General features: G+C 47.8%; 13 protein-coding genes. 11 read left to right on the forward strand and 2 right to left on the reverse strand.

The features are described 5' to 3' along the window. Positions 1 to 29: 29 nt before the first annotated feature. Positions 30 to 482: a cytochrome c gene (locus tag IPG31_04090; protein ID MBK6617568.1), complete on the reverse strand. Its 453-nt coding sequence runs from the start codon at positions 480 to 482 to the stop codon at positions 30 to 32. 555 nt (positions 483 to 1037) lie between these two features. Between IPG31_04090 and IPG31_04095 the strand changes: the two genes are divergently transcribed. The 3 genes from IPG31_04095 (at position 1038) to IPG31_04105 (ending at position 5772) form a co-directional block, all read left to right on the forward strand. Continuing rightward, complete coding sequence (locus tag IPG31_04095) at positions 1038 to 2474, forward strand: lipopolysaccharide biosynthesis protein (GenBank protein ID MBK6617569.1); 1437 nt, start codon at positions 1038 to 1040, stop codon at positions 2472 to 2474. A 255-nt stretch (positions 2475 to 2729) separates the two neighbouring features. Then, positions 2730 to 3983, forward strand: a complete 1254-nt coding sequence (locus IPG31_04100) for a putative O-glycosylation ligase, exosortase A system-associated (protein MBK6617570.1) — start codon at positions 2730 to 2732, stop codon at positions 3981 to 3983. A 31-nt stretch (positions 3984 to 4014) separates the two neighbouring features. Then, complete coding sequence (locus IPG31_04105) at positions 4015 to 5772, forward strand: hypothetical protein (protein MBK6617571.1); 1758 nt, start codon at positions 4015 to 4017, stop codon at positions 5770 to 5772. 80 nt (positions 5773 to 5852) lie between these two features. On the opposite strand, the gene rfbA is transcribed toward IPG31_04105, so the two are convergent. After that, positions 5853 to 6779, reverse strand: coding sequence for a glucose-1-phosphate thymidylyltransferase RfbA (gene rfbA / locus IPG31_04110; GenBank protein MBK6617572.1), 927 nt, complete (start codon positions 6777 to 6779; stop codon positions 5853 to 5855). 207 nt (positions 6780 to 6986) lie between these two features. Between rfbA and IPG31_04115 the strand changes: the two genes are divergently transcribed. The 8 genes from IPG31_04115 to IPG31_04150 all read left to right on the forward strand — a co-directional run bounded on the left by IPG31_04115 (position 6987) and on the right by IPG31_04150 (position 17404). Next, positions 6987 to 8684, forward strand: a complete 1698-nt coding sequence (locus tag IPG31_04115; GenBank protein MBK6617573.1) for an ABC transporter ATP-binding protein — start codon at positions 6987 to 6989, stop codon at positions 8682 to 8684. A 183-nt stretch (positions 8685 to 8867) separates the two neighbouring features. Next, positions 8868 to 9638, forward strand: coding sequence for a DUF3450 domain-containing protein (locus tag IPG31_04120; GenBank protein MBK6617574.1), 771 nt, complete (start codon positions 8868 to 8870; stop codon positions 9636 to 9638). Next, positions 9635 to 11149: a MotA/TolQ/ExbB proton channel family protein gene (locus tag IPG31_04125; GenBank protein ID MBK6617575.1), complete on the forward strand. Its 1515-nt coding sequence runs from the start codon at positions 9635 to 9637 to the stop codon at positions 11147 to 11149. The genes IPG31_04120 and IPG31_04125 overlap by 4 nt, the downstream gene beginning before the upstream one ends. Position 11150: 1 nt before the next feature. Next, complete coding sequence (locus IPG31_04130; GenBank protein MBK6617576.1) at positions 11151 to 11777, forward strand: MotA/TolQ/ExbB proton channel family protein; 627 nt, start codon at positions 11151 to 11153, stop codon at positions 11775 to 11777. Beyond that, on the forward strand, positions 11774 to 12178 hold the full coding sequence (locus IPG31_04135; protein MBK6617577.1) for a biopolymer transporter ExbD: 405 nt from the start codon (positions 11774 to 11776) through the stop codon (positions 12176 to 12178). Before IPG31_04130 ends, IPG31_04135 begins: the two co-directional genes overlap by 4 nt. Positions 12179 to 12184: 6 nt before the next feature. Further along, on the forward strand, positions 12185 to 12823 hold the full coding sequence (locus IPG31_04140; GenBank protein MBK6617578.1) for an energy transducer TonB: 639 nt from the start codon (positions 12185 to 12187) through the stop codon (positions 12821 to 12823). 18 nt (positions 12824 to 12841) lie between these two features. Then, positions 12842 to 14020: a tetratricopeptide repeat protein gene (locus tag IPG31_04145; protein MBK6617579.1), complete on the forward strand. Its 1179-nt coding sequence runs from the start codon at positions 12842 to 12844 to the stop codon at positions 14018 to 14020. Between the two features lie 201 nt (positions 14021 to 14221). Then, positions 14222 to 17404, forward strand: coding sequence for a TonB-dependent receptor (locus tag IPG31_04150; protein ID MBK6617580.1), 3183 nt, complete (start codon positions 14222 to 14224; stop codon positions 17402 to 17404). Positions 17405 to 17533 lie beyond the last annotated feature (129 nt).

Consider the following 17533-nt stretch of genomic DNA (forward strand, 5'->3'; position numbering starts at 1 on the left):
ATCTCTCCTTAGGCAACTCTGATAATCAATCAACCAGCATCATTGGGAGGCCAGCCCAGTGTATCGATACGACTCGTCCATTCAAGAAAGTCAATTAAATCATCCAATTCCTGCTCTGTCAGATTAAATTGCGGCATCTGCCGCCGCCCTTCTGTGCCGGTTGGCTGTGCACGCATCCAGGCTTTGATGCCCATGCGCGCGCCTATCGGGCTGTCACGCCCACCGTAACGAACCCACACGTTTCCTAATTCAGGAGCGAAATAAGCCCCTTCTCCCAGCAGCGTATGACAATTAATGCAGGAATTACGCTCCCACACATGCTTTCCTCTAACGACTGCTTCGGTAAGGGTTGATTCATCGGTTGAAACATTTTTGATGTAATAGTGACTGTGCGCTGTTAATAGCACAAAAATCACCAGAAAGAAAATCGAGCCGCCATAGAATATGTTACGTGCTGCCGACTTGGTCAAACGTTCTGCCATACCTCCCCCTATTCACAAACGGTTAACATATGCGCATCAGTAGCAGTGTCTTTTAACCATTATAATCAAATGGATAAACAACTCTTTTAGAAACCAGATTAGATAATAGCGTAAGTTATCGACTGTGTGAAGGGTATAGGAAGAATACCTCTGCTTTGTCAAATAACTCCAGAGCCATTTTCCGCCCGGCAGAAGACTGTTTGGCACTGAATCACCCCGGTTTTTCCAGAGATAAAATGATTGGGGAGGAGGATATGAAAAATCAAATCAGTTATTCACTGGAAGTCCGGGAGCGAGCACTAAGATTGGTATTCGAGCAGCAAAAAGAGCATGAATCGCAATTCGCCATACGGAACGCTTGATACAGGCCAATATGGATGCTTCTGCTGACAGTGTTGGCGATTCTTATGACAATGCACTCGCCGATTGTTGGAACTGATTGGAAATATTCCGCCGGCAGAATTTGAAATGGCATATTATCGCCAACCAAGAGAGTCAGCCGATGCGGTTTGACTCAAGGCAAACCGACAGACTCCTGGAGTTTCAAAACTATTAATGGCAATACGTGAACAGGCAATCAGCGGTCTGAAATGGACAGCAGCCGGAAAATTTGGCGCACAAATTATCACTTGGGCAATTACGCTGATCGTCATACGATTATTGACACCAGAAGACTACGGCCTGCTGGCCATGGCAACGGTCTTTATCGCTTTTATGCTGATGCTGTCTGAAGCAGGGCTTGCACCGGCCCTGATACAGCAACAAAACCTGGATGAAGGATCATTACGCAGCGTTTTTGCAATTGTCATTATTATCAACCTGAGTCTGCTGGCGTTACTCAATTTGCTGGCACCTGTTATTGCAGCTTTTTTTGAAGAAGAACGGCTTGTCTTGATTCTGCGGATCATGTCATTGCAGTTTTTACTGTCCATATTCGGTACCCTGCCTTCTGTTCATATGTATCGCGAATTGAAATTTAAACATCTTTCGCTAATCCATCTTGTAGCCACAATCTCCGGTAGTGTATTGACTCTGGTACTGGCATTCGCGCAATTTGGTGTTTGGGCGCTTGTTTTTGGTAATCTGCTTATCAGTCTTTGTAATGTTGCCGCATTGAATATCATCGCGCCATTTTATCTGCGCCCCAGATTTTCACTGGTGGGTATGCGCAGCTTGCTGGCGTTCGGGGGAAATGTTACCGCATCCCGTTTGCTTTGGTTCTTTTTCACCCAGATCGATGTCATTATCGTTGGCAAAATGCTGGGCAAGGAAATGCTCGGCTTTTACTCCGTCTCAATGCAGCTTGCTTCCATGCCTGTCCAGCGGGTCTCCGCAATTGTCAACCAGGTGGCCTTTCCTGTTTTCTCGAAAATACAGCATGATCACCAGCAGTTTCGCAATGTTGTGTTGAAGGCGATACGTGTATTGAGCCTGGTCGCTTTTCCCATTCTGTGGGGCATCTCCAGTGTCGCCGACGAACTAGTGTTACTCGTTCTTGGTGAAAAATGGAAGGCAGCCGTATTACCGTTAAAGCTATTGGCGCTAATGATGCCATTTCGCATGGTAGCGAACTTTATTCCAACTGCCACCGATGCGCTGGGTCGGCCTGATATTGCTCTTAAAAATGTCATCCTTGCTTCCGCTGTTATGCCGATCAGCTTTATTGTTGGAAGTGAATGGGGGCTTACCGGAGTGGTGCTGGCATGGGTAACAGTTTACCCGGTTGTTCTTTTTATTAATATTCAGCGCATGATGAGCGCCATCGGGCTTGGATTGCAGAATTTTATCCATGCTATTTTCCCGGCAGCCAGTTTGGCGGTTGCAATGTATCTGGCAGTATGGATAACAGGCTTGGCCCTGGGAGACGACATCAATCAGACGATTAAGCTTTCTATCATGGTTGTAACAGGCATGCTGGTCTACGGAAGTTTGACTTTATTGTTTAACCATCGCACCTATCAAGAGGCAGCCAGCCTTCTTTGGAAGAAATAGTCAGATCGCAGTTTTTCTCTTTAGAGCTATCTGATACAAAACGCTACCCACGCCAGCGGCGGTCATTGCTTAATAGGCTGATAAGAGAATTGGATTGCCCCTTCTGTTTTTAACATACCTTGAATCCGAAAGTTATAGAATCATAATTATTTCACCATTCCCAGGTTGATAAAATAATCTTTTGCTGTCTTTATATCTATCGGACATATCGGTAAATTTGAATCCATCTGTTGTTTCTGATCAGGAGAATATCCCTTGAGGGATCTGCTTGTAGCTGCAATTGTCTTTGGTACTTTGCCATTGGTATTCACTCGCCCCCACCTTGGCATTTTTCTATGGTCATGGATTGGTTATATGGCTCCGCATCGACTTGGATGGGGATTTGCATTTTATTTTCCTTTCGCGCAAATCATTGGGATTGTCACCCTTCTTTCAATTATTTTTTCCAGAGAGAAATTACATTTTTTCTGGGCACCTATGATGGGATGGCTTCTTTTCTTCAACGTGTGGATGCTTATTACGACAATTTTTTCATTGCAGCCGGAAGATTCATGGACGCAACTGGAAAAAGTCATCAAGATTCAGCTAGTTATTTTTTTGTCTTTCTGGATAATCAATGATTTCAAAAAAATACATACGCTTGTATGGGTAATTGTAGTTTCCATAGGGTTTTATGGTGTAAAAGGGGGCGTTTTTACACTTATAGGTGGAGGTGGAACTCATGTTCTGGGTCCGCGTGGCGGGTTCATAGCAGGTAACACCGAAATTGGTCTGGCACTGGTAATGGTACTGCCATTGGTCTGGTATTTATACCTCAATACCCGGCAATTATGGATACGTATTGGGCTCTTGGCGTCCATGTTTTTAATTCCCGCTGGAATTCTGGGAACGCAGTCACGGGGCGCGCTTCTGGCTATCGTAGCGTGTGTTTTTTTCTTATGGCTGAAAAGCAGTAAAAAGGGGTTATTAATTATCGCCATTATCGCTGCTGCCCCATTTTTATACTCATTCATGCCGCAGTCCTGGCATGATCGCATGAGTACAATTCAGACATATGAAGAAGATGCTTCGGCGCAGGGACGCTTGCAGGCATGGGAATTTGCATATCATTTGGCAGTCGCGCGACCTCTGGGCGGTGGGTTTGAAAGTTTCCATGCAGATAATTACGAGCGCTTTGCACCAGGCTTAGTCGCGGCTGGCACGGGGAAATACCATGATGTGCACAGTATTTATTTTGAAGTACTTGGTGAGCATGGATTTATCGGGTTGGGAATTTTTCTGACTTTATTTTTTCTCGCATGGAGAGAATCCAATAAAATTATTGCACTGACAAAATATTCACCAGAAAATAAATGGGCGCGTGATCTGGCATCGATGCTACAGGTCTCAATGGTAGGTTATATGGTAGGCGGTGCGTTTCTTGGCCTCGCTTATTTTGATCTCCCTTACCACCTGATGGTATTAACCGTTGTGACGTTAAGAATCGTCACCCTGCAAAGTAAGGCATGAGTTAATTTCCAAAATTAGAAGGATATCCATAATGACATTTTTCGCAGGTATTTATGCGCGCCAGGCTGATACTTCCATTCCAGTTGCTTTTGTTGATGAGCTTCGAGCTGCGTTATCCCGCCACCCTGATGATAGGAATTCCCGGATAGAGTTTATCGATAACAGAGTATTCCTCGCCAAGATTGATATCGGCGCGCTGGGGGAACCAGGGCATGTTACTGAAGATAATATAACTGCTTTCCTGGTGGGCGATCCACTATTACAGCCTGGATCGGCATCACCAGGTTCACGCCAGTCAAGCTTGCAAAAACTGGCAACTGACCTGGTGAATGGCCAGCAAGAGTCACTCCGGGCATGTCGTGGAACCTATTGTGCCGTAGCCTACGAACGCACTCAACAAAAGCTTTATCTGGTGGTTGATAAACTGGGTGTCAGGCCCTTGTATTGCTGGGTTTCACCAGACTACATTGTTTTTTCTACCGCCCTGCGGATACTGGAGACGGTATCATTCTGCAAACGATCCCTAAATTTACAAGGAATTGCAGAGATCGCATGTTTTGGCTATCCCCTCGCTGACCGTTCACCCTACGAAAACCTGTATACCCTTTATGCAGGAGAAATAACATCCTGTGACACGCATAATCTCAGCCGAGAAAGGTATTGGCACTGGGATAACCTGCCTGAATCCTCTTTACCGAAAAAAGTATCTGATAAGGAATTTCCGGAAACACTTTATCGGATATTTCTGGATGCGGTCAAAATTCGCCTGCGAGAACAAAACGTAGTTGCCGCATTTTTGAGCGGTGGGCTGGATTCCCGCGCAGAAGTTGCCGCACTGAAAGCTTGTGGTGCTGATGTGTATGCGGCAAATTTTCGCTTACCCGGTAGTCAGGATTACGTCTTCAGTGAGATGGCTGCGCAGAAAATGTCTCTGGCAGATTTCTCCCATATTAATTTTCGTCCGCTGGTTGAAGGAGATCCCTATGGTAAAACCGCCGTTCAGGAGTGGTTGAGGTCGAAGCTATTTCTTGAAAAGCATCCACAACGGCCAAATGTTGTCTGGACCGGTGATGGCGGCAGCGTTGGTCTGGGGCACGTTTATCTTAATGCTGACATTATCCAAATGACCCGCGAAGGAAATATAAAAAAAGCAGCCGATATTTTCATGAGTTATAACAGTTTGGGGATTGCACCCCGTTTACTGAAATCAGGAATTGCTGAGCTTCTTGCTGATTCGCTCGAAAAAGGGTTGATTGCAGAATTAAACTCATATCACCCCAGTGATGCAGGCCGCCTTTTTTATCTATTTTGCTTGCTTAATGATCAACGGCGCCACATGTTCAATCATTTTGAGAATATGGACCTGGCGCGCATCGAGTTTGAAATGCCATTTTTTGATGCGGAATTCATTGCCGGTATCGTCAGCCATCCCATAGATACCTTTTTGTATCATCATTTTTATTTGGAATGGCTTAAATATTTTCCACCCCAATTGGGCGTACTGGACATTCCCTGGCAGGCATATCCGAATCATGCGCCCTGCCCGTTACCGCAACCAGAAAATACCGCTTATCAATGGGATGAATTATCTCCCAAGGAACTCAAAGAAAAACGCTCACTTATCAGCCAAAAGGCTGGGCTTCTTATCAGCGACGCCGATTTCTCCAAAAAATATCTGAACAGATTTTATTTCACTCTTTTCAGGTTGATGAGTTTCGGAAAAATCGACCGCTCTTATCTCCTGCAACCACCTTCCGTACTTTATCGTTTCTGGAAAAAAACTAATTAACTAATTGAATTTAAGAGGGTAGTACTCATACGCATGCACCCGTTTAGACAACGGTGAGTAGCGGATTTACACTCCCATATTCACCGGTTAACTTGCGCTAAAATTTTCATTAAATACTGGCCATAGCCATTCTTGGCCAGTGGCTGTGCGAGTTCTTGCAGCTGTGCCGTATCTATCCAGCCATTACGATAAGCAATTTCTTCCGGGCAGGCAATCTTAAGTCCTTGCCGGTGTTCAATGGTCGCGACGAACTGGCTGGCATCAAGCAGGGATTCATGGGTGCCGGTATCCAGCCATGCATAGCCCCTTCCCATGATTTCCACGTTGAGTTTCTCTCTTTCGAGATATAGCCGGTTCAGGTCAGTAATTTCCAGTTCATTACGCGCCGAGGGCTTGAGTGTACTGGCTAGATCAACCACTTGATGATCATAAAAATATAACCCTGTCACTGCATAATTTGATTTTGGTTGTTTAGGTTTTTCTGCCAGATCAATTGCTTTACCGGCAGAGTCAAATTCCACCACGCCATAGCGTTCAGGGTCATGTACATGGTAGGCAAACACGCTGGCACCCTGTGTGCGCTGCATAGCATTCTTCAGCAGATGCTCAAAATCATGCCCATAGAAAATGTTGTCTCCAAGAATGAGTGCGCTTGAGTCATTTCCGATGAAAGGTGCGCCAATGATAAACGCCTGCGCCAAGCCATCCGGTGAGGGTTGCACGGCATAGGATAGATTTATTCCCCATTGCTCCCCTCCTCTTAGTAAATTGGCAAATCGTGGCGTATCCTCAGGTGTCGAAATAATCAGAATATCGCGAATGCCTGCGAGCATGAGCGTACTCAATGGGTAATACACCATTGGTTTATCGAACACGGGTAATAACTGTTTGGAAACTACCTGCGTAACCGGATAAAGGCGTGTGCCGCTCCCTCCCGCAAGAATGATCCCCTTGCGGCGAATATAACTGTTCTGCGGATTTTGTACTGCTACAGAAATAACTGTCATTGGTACCCCATGATAACCAACTCAGGAAACTGTCCTGGAATAAACGGATTCACTGCAGACTAATCTGTTGCCAGATTTCCATATCCTGATTGTTAAACAGTCAGATGATCAAAAAATCCGGCTCAGCCAGCTTCAGCCTCGCTACAATCGCTATTCCCGGATAGCCTCCAACAAAGAATACTTGCCTTAGAAAATTTTTTACGTGTCATGACAGACAAATTTTTGCCCACCAAAACTGCTTTTTATTCAACTTTGCTGCAATGGCTCAAGGAATCTGATATTCCTTGCTGGCAAACCCTGTTGATTATACTTCTCAGCGCCGGGATCACCGCAGCTACTATTGTCGCAATGCCACTAGTCATTGGACAGCTATTCACCCATGCGCTTCCAGAGGGTAACCGTCTACTTTTACAGGAATTACCACTGCTAATGGCGACATTGCTATTGGCTGCCAGTGCATCCAATCTAGCAAACAATTATACGTTGCAACGTCTGAGAGGGCAGCTTGCCTTGCACTTACACGGTAAACTGTTAGCGCGCTCCATGAGTGACATGTCCGATCATTCTGGTATCTCCAGCGAAACGATCACGTCGCGCCATTTCACGGCAGCTAATAATTTACTCGATTACCTTAGTCGCCTGGTTAACATTCTGTCGAGAGATTTACTGGTTGTCATCGGGCTCACAACCGTTTTGTTGTTTCTGAACCAGGAACTGGCGCTGCTATCCATGGCGGCACTAACTGTCGTCCTGCTGACCTGGCCATTACCTGGCACAGACACCGGATGTCAGGTGACGGCCGATGTGATGGAAGCCAATGTTGTCGAATCCATTCGAAATGCAATCGCACATCGCCACCTGATTCAGCTTGACCATGGCAGTATGCAGGAAATCCTGACTATTCATTATACGCTTGACCAACAACACCGGGCTTCGCTAAAACAGATGGGACGCGCCGTCTTGACCAGTATGTTGATGCGGTTATTCCTGGTCAGTCTGATGACAATGCTGCTCTATTACGCGCTACAGCAGATCGTAATTGGCAAACTGGCACCAGGTGAAATGGTCACCTTCGTTTCCGCCTTGCTGATACTGATCTTGCCTTTAAAACGACTACTGACAATCAAATGCCTGCTGAAAAATAACGGTATACCTTTTCTCTCCATTGCTGCGCTAATCGATGCGCCACATCTGCTCGAAGAATCGCCGCCTCCTGAATCAACAACCTGCCGTAACGCACACACAGACCCTATCAGACGACTCCACGGAACCGTGTGTTTTGAGAACGTTCGTTTCTACTGTGATGCTAACCGCACGCAATTATCTTCCCGCCTCAATTTTCTGGTCAAACCCGAAGAACGGCTTGCCATCACCGATATTACCCCCTGCTCGGCACGGACTCTCTGCATGATGATTTCTGGCTTCACCTTGCCGACGACAGGCCGGGTCATACTGGATGAACACGACGCCGGTCATATTGATCCAGCCATACGCCAGATAAATATCGCGTGGCTATCTCCGGACAGGAAGCTGTTAAGTGACACGGTCGCAGCCAATATTGCATACGGCATAAAACGTTGCAGCACGGAAACAGAGATTACTCGCGCTGCACATGCCAGCCATTCCACTGAATTTATTAGAGAACTTCCGCGCGGGCATAAAACCAGACTGGGCCCACAAAGTATTGGCATGCTGACAGATAGTCAACGACAGCGGCTGCTGATCGCTCGCGTACTATTGAAAGACCCGGCGATTGTCATCATTGATGAAAGCATCGCCCAATTTAATCTGGATGATCCACTATTGCAACAAGCACTGCTCACATTAACCAGTAAGCGTACTACCCTGATTCTATCTACCCAGCCTGCCTTGCTCAATCTGGCTCAACGCCATATTACGCTATAACCTTTCAGCAACCCTTTCCCGGAAATTTCACTTCATTTCTCGATTGTTGCCAGCGGGCGGGCAGTCGAGACCAGCACATGCTCCCTTAATTCGCCTGGCGATTCTTCATCAAATGACATCGAGCTGTCATGGAAATGAAATATTTGGCTTGTAGTATGCACAAGCATCGTTGATGAGGGACTTATGCATAACCATTTTTCTAAAAAAATAATGTTGTGGGGTGGATTGGTTTATCTGCTCTTTTCCGTGCCGGTGGCTACGGCCAGTAGTTTGGAGAATCTAGCCAAATCGCTGGCCAAGGTCCGGGGCGAAGTCGAGACGCTGCAAACGCAACTGGATCTTGAAAAGGAAAAACATGCCAGCAAGATGTCCGCACTCAATTCGCAACTGGCGGATTTAAGCGTGGAAGAAAGAAGGCAAAAGATGAGCATCGAGAAATTGCAGCATTCCATTGACAAAATGACCGAGAGTTCAAAAAAGACGGAGCAATCCAGTGAGAATCTGAAACCCGTTTTGCTGACAGTTCTGAATGATTATAAGCGCCATATTCAGACCGGTTTTCCTTTCAAAATGGAGGATCGCATCAAGGCCATTGAAGACCTGGAAAATAATATTACCAATCAGCTAGTCGATCCCAATAAGGCGGCCAATCAAGTCTGGTCGTTGATCGAAGATGAAATTCGCCTTAGCAAGGAAAATGGAATTTACCAGCAAACCATTCCATTGGGCGGAGAGCGGATCCTGGTTGATATTGCCAAACTGGGAACGGTGTTCCTGTTCTTTCAAACCCGTGATAGCCAGGTTGGAATGGCTAAAAAAGCAGCGGACGGCGGCTGGAGATTTGAAACAGTCGATAACACGAGTGATGCCGAGCGCATCAAAAATCTATTCGATTCGTTGAAGAAACAAATACGTCAGGGTTATTTTGAATTACCGAATCCATTAAGAAAATGAAAAAAGTTTATTTTTTATTACTGCTGTGCGTATTGGGAAGCCCCGCTGTTGCGGCCGAAGATAAAAGCGCAATGCCCTCACAGAATAGCGCCGTTTCTGTCCCTGCGGCAAAACCGGATAACTCCCCGGAGAGCGTGAAATCGCAGCAAAAGACCGCCCGGCAGGAAACCGTCAATCTGGAAACAGCCTACAAACGTGAATTTGCCTTCCTGGAAGCGCAGAAGCGCGAATTGACCGAGCGGCTGAGAAGTTATCAAGCCAGCGTAAACCGTGAGGAACAAGCGCTCAATGGCAGGATTGGCGCGCTGGAACGCGGTTCGGTGGAACGCTCGGCCAAAATTGACCAGCTCACCGCGCAGTTATCCGAAGTCGAACGCAAGGAAGCGGCTGTCAGTGAACGCAGCGATGCGCTCGAGACAACTTATCTGCAAGCTGAAGCAACCCTGAAGAATCATGGCATCGAAATGCCTTCATCCGTCAAGGAAACGAGCGGCGATGATCAAATTAACGACGATCAGATCAAAACCGGTTATTTATTTAACCAGGCCTTGTCATTGCTGCAAACGCTGGGCGCGATACAAACAAAGCCGGGAAATTTTTTTCTGGAGAATGGTAAGCAAACGCAGGGCAGCCTGATCCATTTAGGCAATATCGCGGCTTATGGCGTCAGTCCTGAAGGCGGTGGCAGCCTGGTGCCGGTGGGTGGCGGTGATTTTAAGGTGTGGAAAAGTGCTGGTGCCGAGGCCGCTGCGGCTTTGGATAAAAACCAGCAACCCGATTTGCTGCAATTGTATCTGTTTGAGTCACGCACAACCACCATCGAAGAAACACCGGAAAAAACCATCGTCGGTATTATCGACTCGGGCGGTCCGATTGGCTGGGTCATTGTCATCCTGGGGGGCGTTGCGCTCATTCTGATTCTGATCCGGGCTTATTTACTGCGTTCGAATGGCGCCAACACAAAACTGCTGACCGACCGAATCATCCGGCAATTGACTTCCGGCGATCTGGAGGTCGCCAAAAAAAGTTGTGAGGATGACTCATCCGCTATCGGACGGGTTTTGCACTACACCTTGCGGCATTTGAAGGATGACCGGGATCATATGGAAGGCATTGTGTACGAAGCGATTCTGCAGGAATCCGGCCCGCTGGACCGGTTCGGCCCGGCCATTCTGGTGATTGCCTCGATAGCCCCGCTGCTTGGTTTGCTGGGAACCGTGACCGGAATGATTGAAACCTTTGACATGATCACCGAGTTCGGTACCGGCGATCCGAAATTACTCTCCGATGGCATTGCGATCGCGCTGGTCACCACCAAGCTGGGTCTGATTGTGGCCATTCCGGTATTGCTGCTGGGTTCCCTGTTATCCGCGTGGGCCAAAAACATCAAGCGCGGCATGGAGCATTCGGCGCTCAGGATCATTAATGTTTTTCTGGGCGGCGGGCTTGATATGGAAGATGTCGGTGTGTCTGCTGCCGGTGAAAATACCCCGGTATTGAGTGGCGCGTGAAATGAATTTTTCTGAGCAAATTCTGTTCATCAAGGCGTTGTTTACCGCAGGTGGAATGGTCATGCCGCCGCTGGTGCTGTGCATCCTGCTGCTGTGGTACGGACTGGGTTACCGCTTCTGGGTCATGAAAGAACCCAGGTTGATGGGGGTGCGCGACATGCTGAAATATTATCAGACGCATGATGACGAACCGGGTGGGAATATCGTAGCGCGGGCGATCAAGCAAGGTATCGCGTTAAAGAAGAAAGGTGTCAAAAACCTCCGGCGTCATCTGGATGCGGCTTTTTATGAGTATGAAAGCGAAATCAGACGGTTTTCTGTTCTGGTGCGCGTGGTGATTCTGATCTCCCCTTTGCTGGGTTTATTGGGAACCGTGATCGGCATGATCGAAACGTTTGATTCGCTCGCAACCATGACATTATTTTCACAATCCGGCGGCATTGCCGGGGGTATCTCGCAAGCCTTGTTTACTACGCAAATGGGCTTAACCGTCGCGATTCCGGGGTTATTGGCGCACAGTATTCTGAACCGCAAGCAGCATCAGATTGAGCAGGATCTCTCCCAGGTCAAGGACCTGTTGTGCCACCAAACGCAAAACCATCACATAACGGGAAGTCATTCACGATGAGAAATAATGAACCGGTCGAGGCCGAAGCCACCATCGATATGGCACCACTGATCGATATCGTATTCATATTACTGATTTTCTTCATGGTGACGACAACCTTCGTCAAAGACATGAAACTGGAACTGGAACGGCCCAAGGCCAGCAGCTCCATTGCGGCATCGAGCAAGGCAATCCGGCTGTTTATCGACCGTAACGGCGATACCTATATGGACGGCGAACCGGTGCGATTGTGGCTGATACAAAGCAAACTGCGTGATTTGTTGAGTACTTCCGCCAGCAAAGTGGTTCTGGTTGTGACGGATGAAGGCGTGCCGGCGGGAAAACTGGTTGAAGTCGTGGATCAAGCGCGTCTGGCGGGTGCCGAGAGCGTGGGGGTTGCAACTAAAAAAGAAGCGGGGTAAAGACAAATGGAAACAATGAAATGGCAACAGCATATGGCCGGTATGGCCTCCATGCTGTTCGGATTGATCCTGGTTTTCGGTTTGATTCTGATGATGAATCATTACATGGGAAAGATTGAGAAATCACCGCCCCAGGAAGTGACGGAAATCAGCATGACCCGGGAAATCAAGCAAGAACCGAAAAAAGAAATCAAGAAAGTGGAGCCTAAAAAACAAGTGGCCCGGCCGCAAGCACCAGCGCCTTTCAAGGGCCTGGATACGGCGCTGTCCGGTATCGACCTGGGGCTGCTGGGTTTGGGTGACGGCCACGAGAGGGATCTGGATGATCGTTTGTTGGGTAAAACGGGTAATGCCGTCATGACGGCGGATCTGGTCGATGTGCCGCCAAGGCCGGTTACGCGGGGATCTTTCAAATATCCGCCGACTGCCAAGAAAAATGGCATCAAGGGTTATGTCGTCCTGTCCGTGCTGGTTGAAGCAGATGGTTCGGTCAATCAAGTGCAAGTGCTCGAATCCAATCCATCAGGCATGTTTGATTCGGCTGCCCTGCAGGGTATCCGCGCATGGCATTTCGAGCCGGCAAAATACAAGGGAGAAACGGTTCGTGTCTGGGCCAAGCAAAAGATTCGGTTTGACCTGTCCTGATTTCCCAGTTCGATACTCATGCAAACAATAACCATCCGGTACGCTCAACAGATGTCTTACATCATTGTTGCGATTTTCCTGAGCGTTTACAGCCCTGTTTTATGGGCCGCCGAGAATAAGGCACAGCCGACGGACTCTATCGAGCTCGCTGCCATCATGCTGAAGGATGGCCATCACGACCGCGCGTTGCTGGCGTTGCAAAGCGTTGACTTGAAAAACAAGAAAACCGATCTGGTGAGATTTTATACCTTGCAGGGACTGGCTTATATGGGTCTGCATGATCCTGAGGCGGCGAAGGACAGTTTGCAGCAAGCGGTTAAGCAGGGGCAGCAGGATCCGGCAATTTTTATCTATCTGGCGCAAATCCATTTCGATTTGAAAGATTACCGGCGGGCGATCGATGCGATTGGCAAGGCCGGCAACCGAGTCAATCAGGACGCGGCGTTGATCAGTTTGAAAGCGGAATCCTATTGGCATCTGAAACAGACTGATGCCGCCATTCATGCGCTGAATGACGGACAGAAAGCCTTTCCGGCGGATATGCGCTTTCTCAAGAGAAAAGTGTTCTATTTTGTCGAGCTGGGGTTGTATCAGGAAGCAATCAGGCTGGGCAGGGAATATCTGCAGCGATCCAAGGCCAGCGCCGCCGATTATGTGGCCTTTGGCAACGCCTTGCGTCTCAGCAGGGAATATCAGGAAGCCTTGAATATTCTGGAAATTGCGCGTTTGCAATTTCCGCATGATGAAATGGTTGCCAAGCTGCTGGCGCATACCTATCTGGATCAGGGAAAACTCAATTCGGCGGCATTTATTCTGGAACAGGCGGCATTACTGAATCCCGCTTTACAGGCCGAGGCAGCCGAGATCTACCGGCGCGCAGGCCGCTTCCATAAGGCATTGACGTTGAATGAGAGCATCGCTGACCAGAAAGTAAAACTCAAACAGCGCCTGTCGATTTTGCTCGCACTCAGGCAGTTTGAACACGCAGCCAATATGGAATCCAGCCTGTACCGCACCGGGTTGCTGGAAGATCAGGATGTACGTTATGCGCTGGCTTATGCGCTGTTTTCCAACCGCCGCTTTCCCGAAGCCAATAAGCATCTGGATCATCTCAAGAATGCCGAGCTCTTCAGAAAAGGAACCGAGCTGCGCCGTTTAATGGAAATTTGCAAAACCGAGCCATGGCAATGTACGTAATGCGACCGGTTGCAACCTGGGAATTGCCGCGTGCTGTATTTCTGTTGATGCCGTCTTAATACCTCTGCCTAACGCACTTTTCCTAACTGATTAACCGAGAATTTATCTCAACCAGCAAACGGATTGCCGGTGGAGAGTGGCTTGGTACGCTAAATGAACACTAAATCTAACCAATCTTTCTGGTCTAATATTGTGCCATCCATGGAACGTTGCACGCTTGCCGCATGGGTTCTAATCGTTGCTGCTCTGATGAGTCCATGCGCGTGGGGAGCCGGAGAAAAAGCTGAATTTTCAATTCATCTATTCCAGAATGGCTTGCCCATCGCCGATGCGGATTTATCCATCAGCAGCGAGGCATACGGGCAATCCAATGCAAAACTGATTTTTGAAGCCATTCCCTCTGCCTATACCTGGAAACCTGATGGAGATGCCCCGCTGAGGACGAATGCCAATGGCAGCATTGCCGGGAAATTGCCCGCCGGGCTGTATCAATTCACACTCAAAACAAAAGACCAGGAATTCACTTTCGAATTGCCGCTGCGCAGCGCGGAAAATGCGCAGATTCTGATCACCTTCTATGACAGCCGGAAGAAACCGCTGTTGAACATTGAGAGCTCGGTGGCCGGCACGCTGGCGGGATCGGAGGGGGCTGCCGAACCGGCGCGCGATCAGGGTGAAGGAACGGTCACGGTACAAGTACTTTCGGCGGAAACGCAAAAACCACTGAAGGATGTGCAGGTTTTTCTGAGCGGATCAAAGCAGAAACTGCGCACGGATGCGCAAGGACAGGTAACAGCAACCGTACCGACAGGCAGTTATAGCGTTTCGCTGCTGCATAGCGCGTACAGCAGCCAGACGCAGGATGACGTGAAAATCGAAAATGGCCGCAATACCGGTCTGAGTTTCAAACTCACCCCCGCTGGTGTTGAGCTGGCCGAGTATGTGGTGCTGGAACCGCATCTTGCCGGCACGATTGCCTCCGTCATTGAGGAACAAAGAGCGTCTTCCGCCGTGGCGACCGTTCTGGGCGCTGAGCAATTCAGCCGCAGCGGCGATGGCGATGCGGCCAGTGCGCTGCGCAGGGCTTCCGGATTGACCCTGGTCGGCGGTCAGTTCATCTTTATTCGCGGGCTGGGTGAGCGTTTTTCCACGACTTTGGTCAACGGTGCAGCCATTCCCAGTCCGGATGCAACCCGGCGCGTGGTGCCACTGGATCTTTTTCCGACCAATATTCTGGAAAGCGTGATGGTTCAAAAAACCTACTCGGCGGATCGTCCTGCGGAGTTTGCTGGCGGCACGCTGGAAATGCGCACGCGCGGCATTCCCGATGATTTTTTCTTCAATTTGAATTTGCAAGCGGGTATCAACGATAACACGACTTTTCGGAACGGTCTGACTTACAAAGGCGGTGGGACCGATTTCACCAGCTATGATGACGGTGCGCGTGCATTACCTGATTCAATCGCCAATGCAACTGAGAATGGGAATTTAAGACTACAGTCTCCATTTAATCCGAATGGCGTCACATCTGCGCAGCTCGAAAAATTTGGCGAGGATTTATCAGATGTGTGGGACGTGAATGAGAAGAAACGGGGCCCGGATACTGGCATTCAAGCTTCCATCGGCGATCGTTTTACCTTGGGAGACTTTACTTTGGGCTACATTGCAGCCTCCGGCTGGAAACAGGAATTCAGACGGCAGAACGAAGTTAATCGTGAATTTGCTATCAGTAATGGCACATTAATAAAAAAAATGGATTTTGAGATGCAGAGATCGTTGCGTGAAGTACATCTGACCGGCTATGGGGGAACAGAGCTTATGTATAAGGATACCCATAAGATATTTGCAAAAACTATGTTTCTGCGCCAATCGTTCGACGAAGCCAGAATTTCTCAAGGATTTACCGATGCCGAGACGTTTGATCTTCGTCGGACCAGATTAAAATTTTTCTCAAATCAATTGTTAATGCATCAAGCAGGAGGAGAACATCGGTTTGAAAAATTAAAAGATTTTTCTATTAATTGGTTATTTATTGACGCAACTGCCAGGCGGGCTGAGCCTAAAACACGAGATTATCGTTACGACGATACCTTAAGAAATGGTGATTTTTCCTTTTCTCGCCAGGTTGATAGTAATCAGATCATGTATTCGGGCTTGATAGATCGAGATCAGAGCTGGCGGGTCGATGGGAAATTGCCATTACAGATTTTGCGCGACCACAAAGTGACTGTGCATGGCGGTTTTGTCACCCAGCATAAAACCCGTGACTCCAATATTCAGCGCTTTAATTATTTTCCTGCTGGCCCGGATGCTGTAAATAACTCCGTGTTAAGCCAATCTTCACTGGAAAATATACTGCAACCGGACTTCATTGGAAGAAACGGGTTCCAGCTGCGTGACGTAACTCGCACCAGCGAAAGCTATACGGCTTCACAAAATTTGCTTTCTTACTATGGAAAAATGGATTGGTTGTTATACGACAAAGTCAACATTACCGGTGGATTGCGTTGGGAGGATAATGATCAGAAAGTTAATACGTTTAAGGATAACCTGCCTACAACCGCAGGGCTGAAGAGAGTTGACATGTTGCCATCTGCAACGGCAACCTTGTTTCTCACTGATAAGCAACAATTGCGTGCGGGGTTCAGCCAGACGCTATCGCGGCCAGATTTCAGGGAATTGTCAATTGCTCCATTTACGGATATCAATACCAATCAGGAAACCATCGGCAATCCAAATCTCAAACAAACCAGCATTACGAGCTGGGATGCGCGTTGGGAGTATTACTTGTCACCCAGTGAAAATATCTTCGCCGGTTTTTTCTGGAAGGATTTGACCAATCCGATTGAACTGGTTACTCAAGTAGGGTCAGGTGTACTCAATACCTATCAGAATACTGACAAAGCGAATATTTATGGATTTGAATTTGAATTATTAAAAAAACTGGATTTTGTTCATCCACACCTGCAGAATTTTTTTGTTGGCGGAAATTACACATGGTCTACCTCAAAAGTTCAATTGAATGAGGAGAATCTTAAGTCTTTGACAACTGCTGAAAGATCCTTACAAGGCCATTCCGCGCACATTGTTAATTTCCAGATTGGCTATGACAATCCTGCCTGGAAGACGCAAGCTACCTTGTTATATAACGTTGCCAGTAAACGCATTGTATCCGCAGGATTATTAGGCACCCCGGATAAATACGAACAACCTTTTCATCAACTGGATTTTGTCGTCAGTCAGAATTTGTATAAAGGGCTATCAATGCAGGTTACGGCGCAGAATTTACTCGATGATGATGTGCTTATCCTGCAAGGTAATGAAATTAGCCGTCAATTTCGCCGTGGGCGCGTTTTTAATTTCAGCGTGCGGTGGGCTTACTGATGCGGTATAAGCGCGAATCTTGAAAGAAAAACCGTGCGTTGACTAACTGTTAAGGCTCGACTTCAGATAACGTGCCGCCGGAATTTAACCCGCTGCATGAGCACTCCTCATTCTGCATTGCAGCCAATC

The sequence above is a fragment of the Nitrosomonas sp. genome (genome assembly GCA_016703745.1).
Classification (GTDB): Bacteria; Pseudomonadota; Gammaproteobacteria; order Burkholderiales; family Nitrosomonadaceae; genus Nitrosomonas.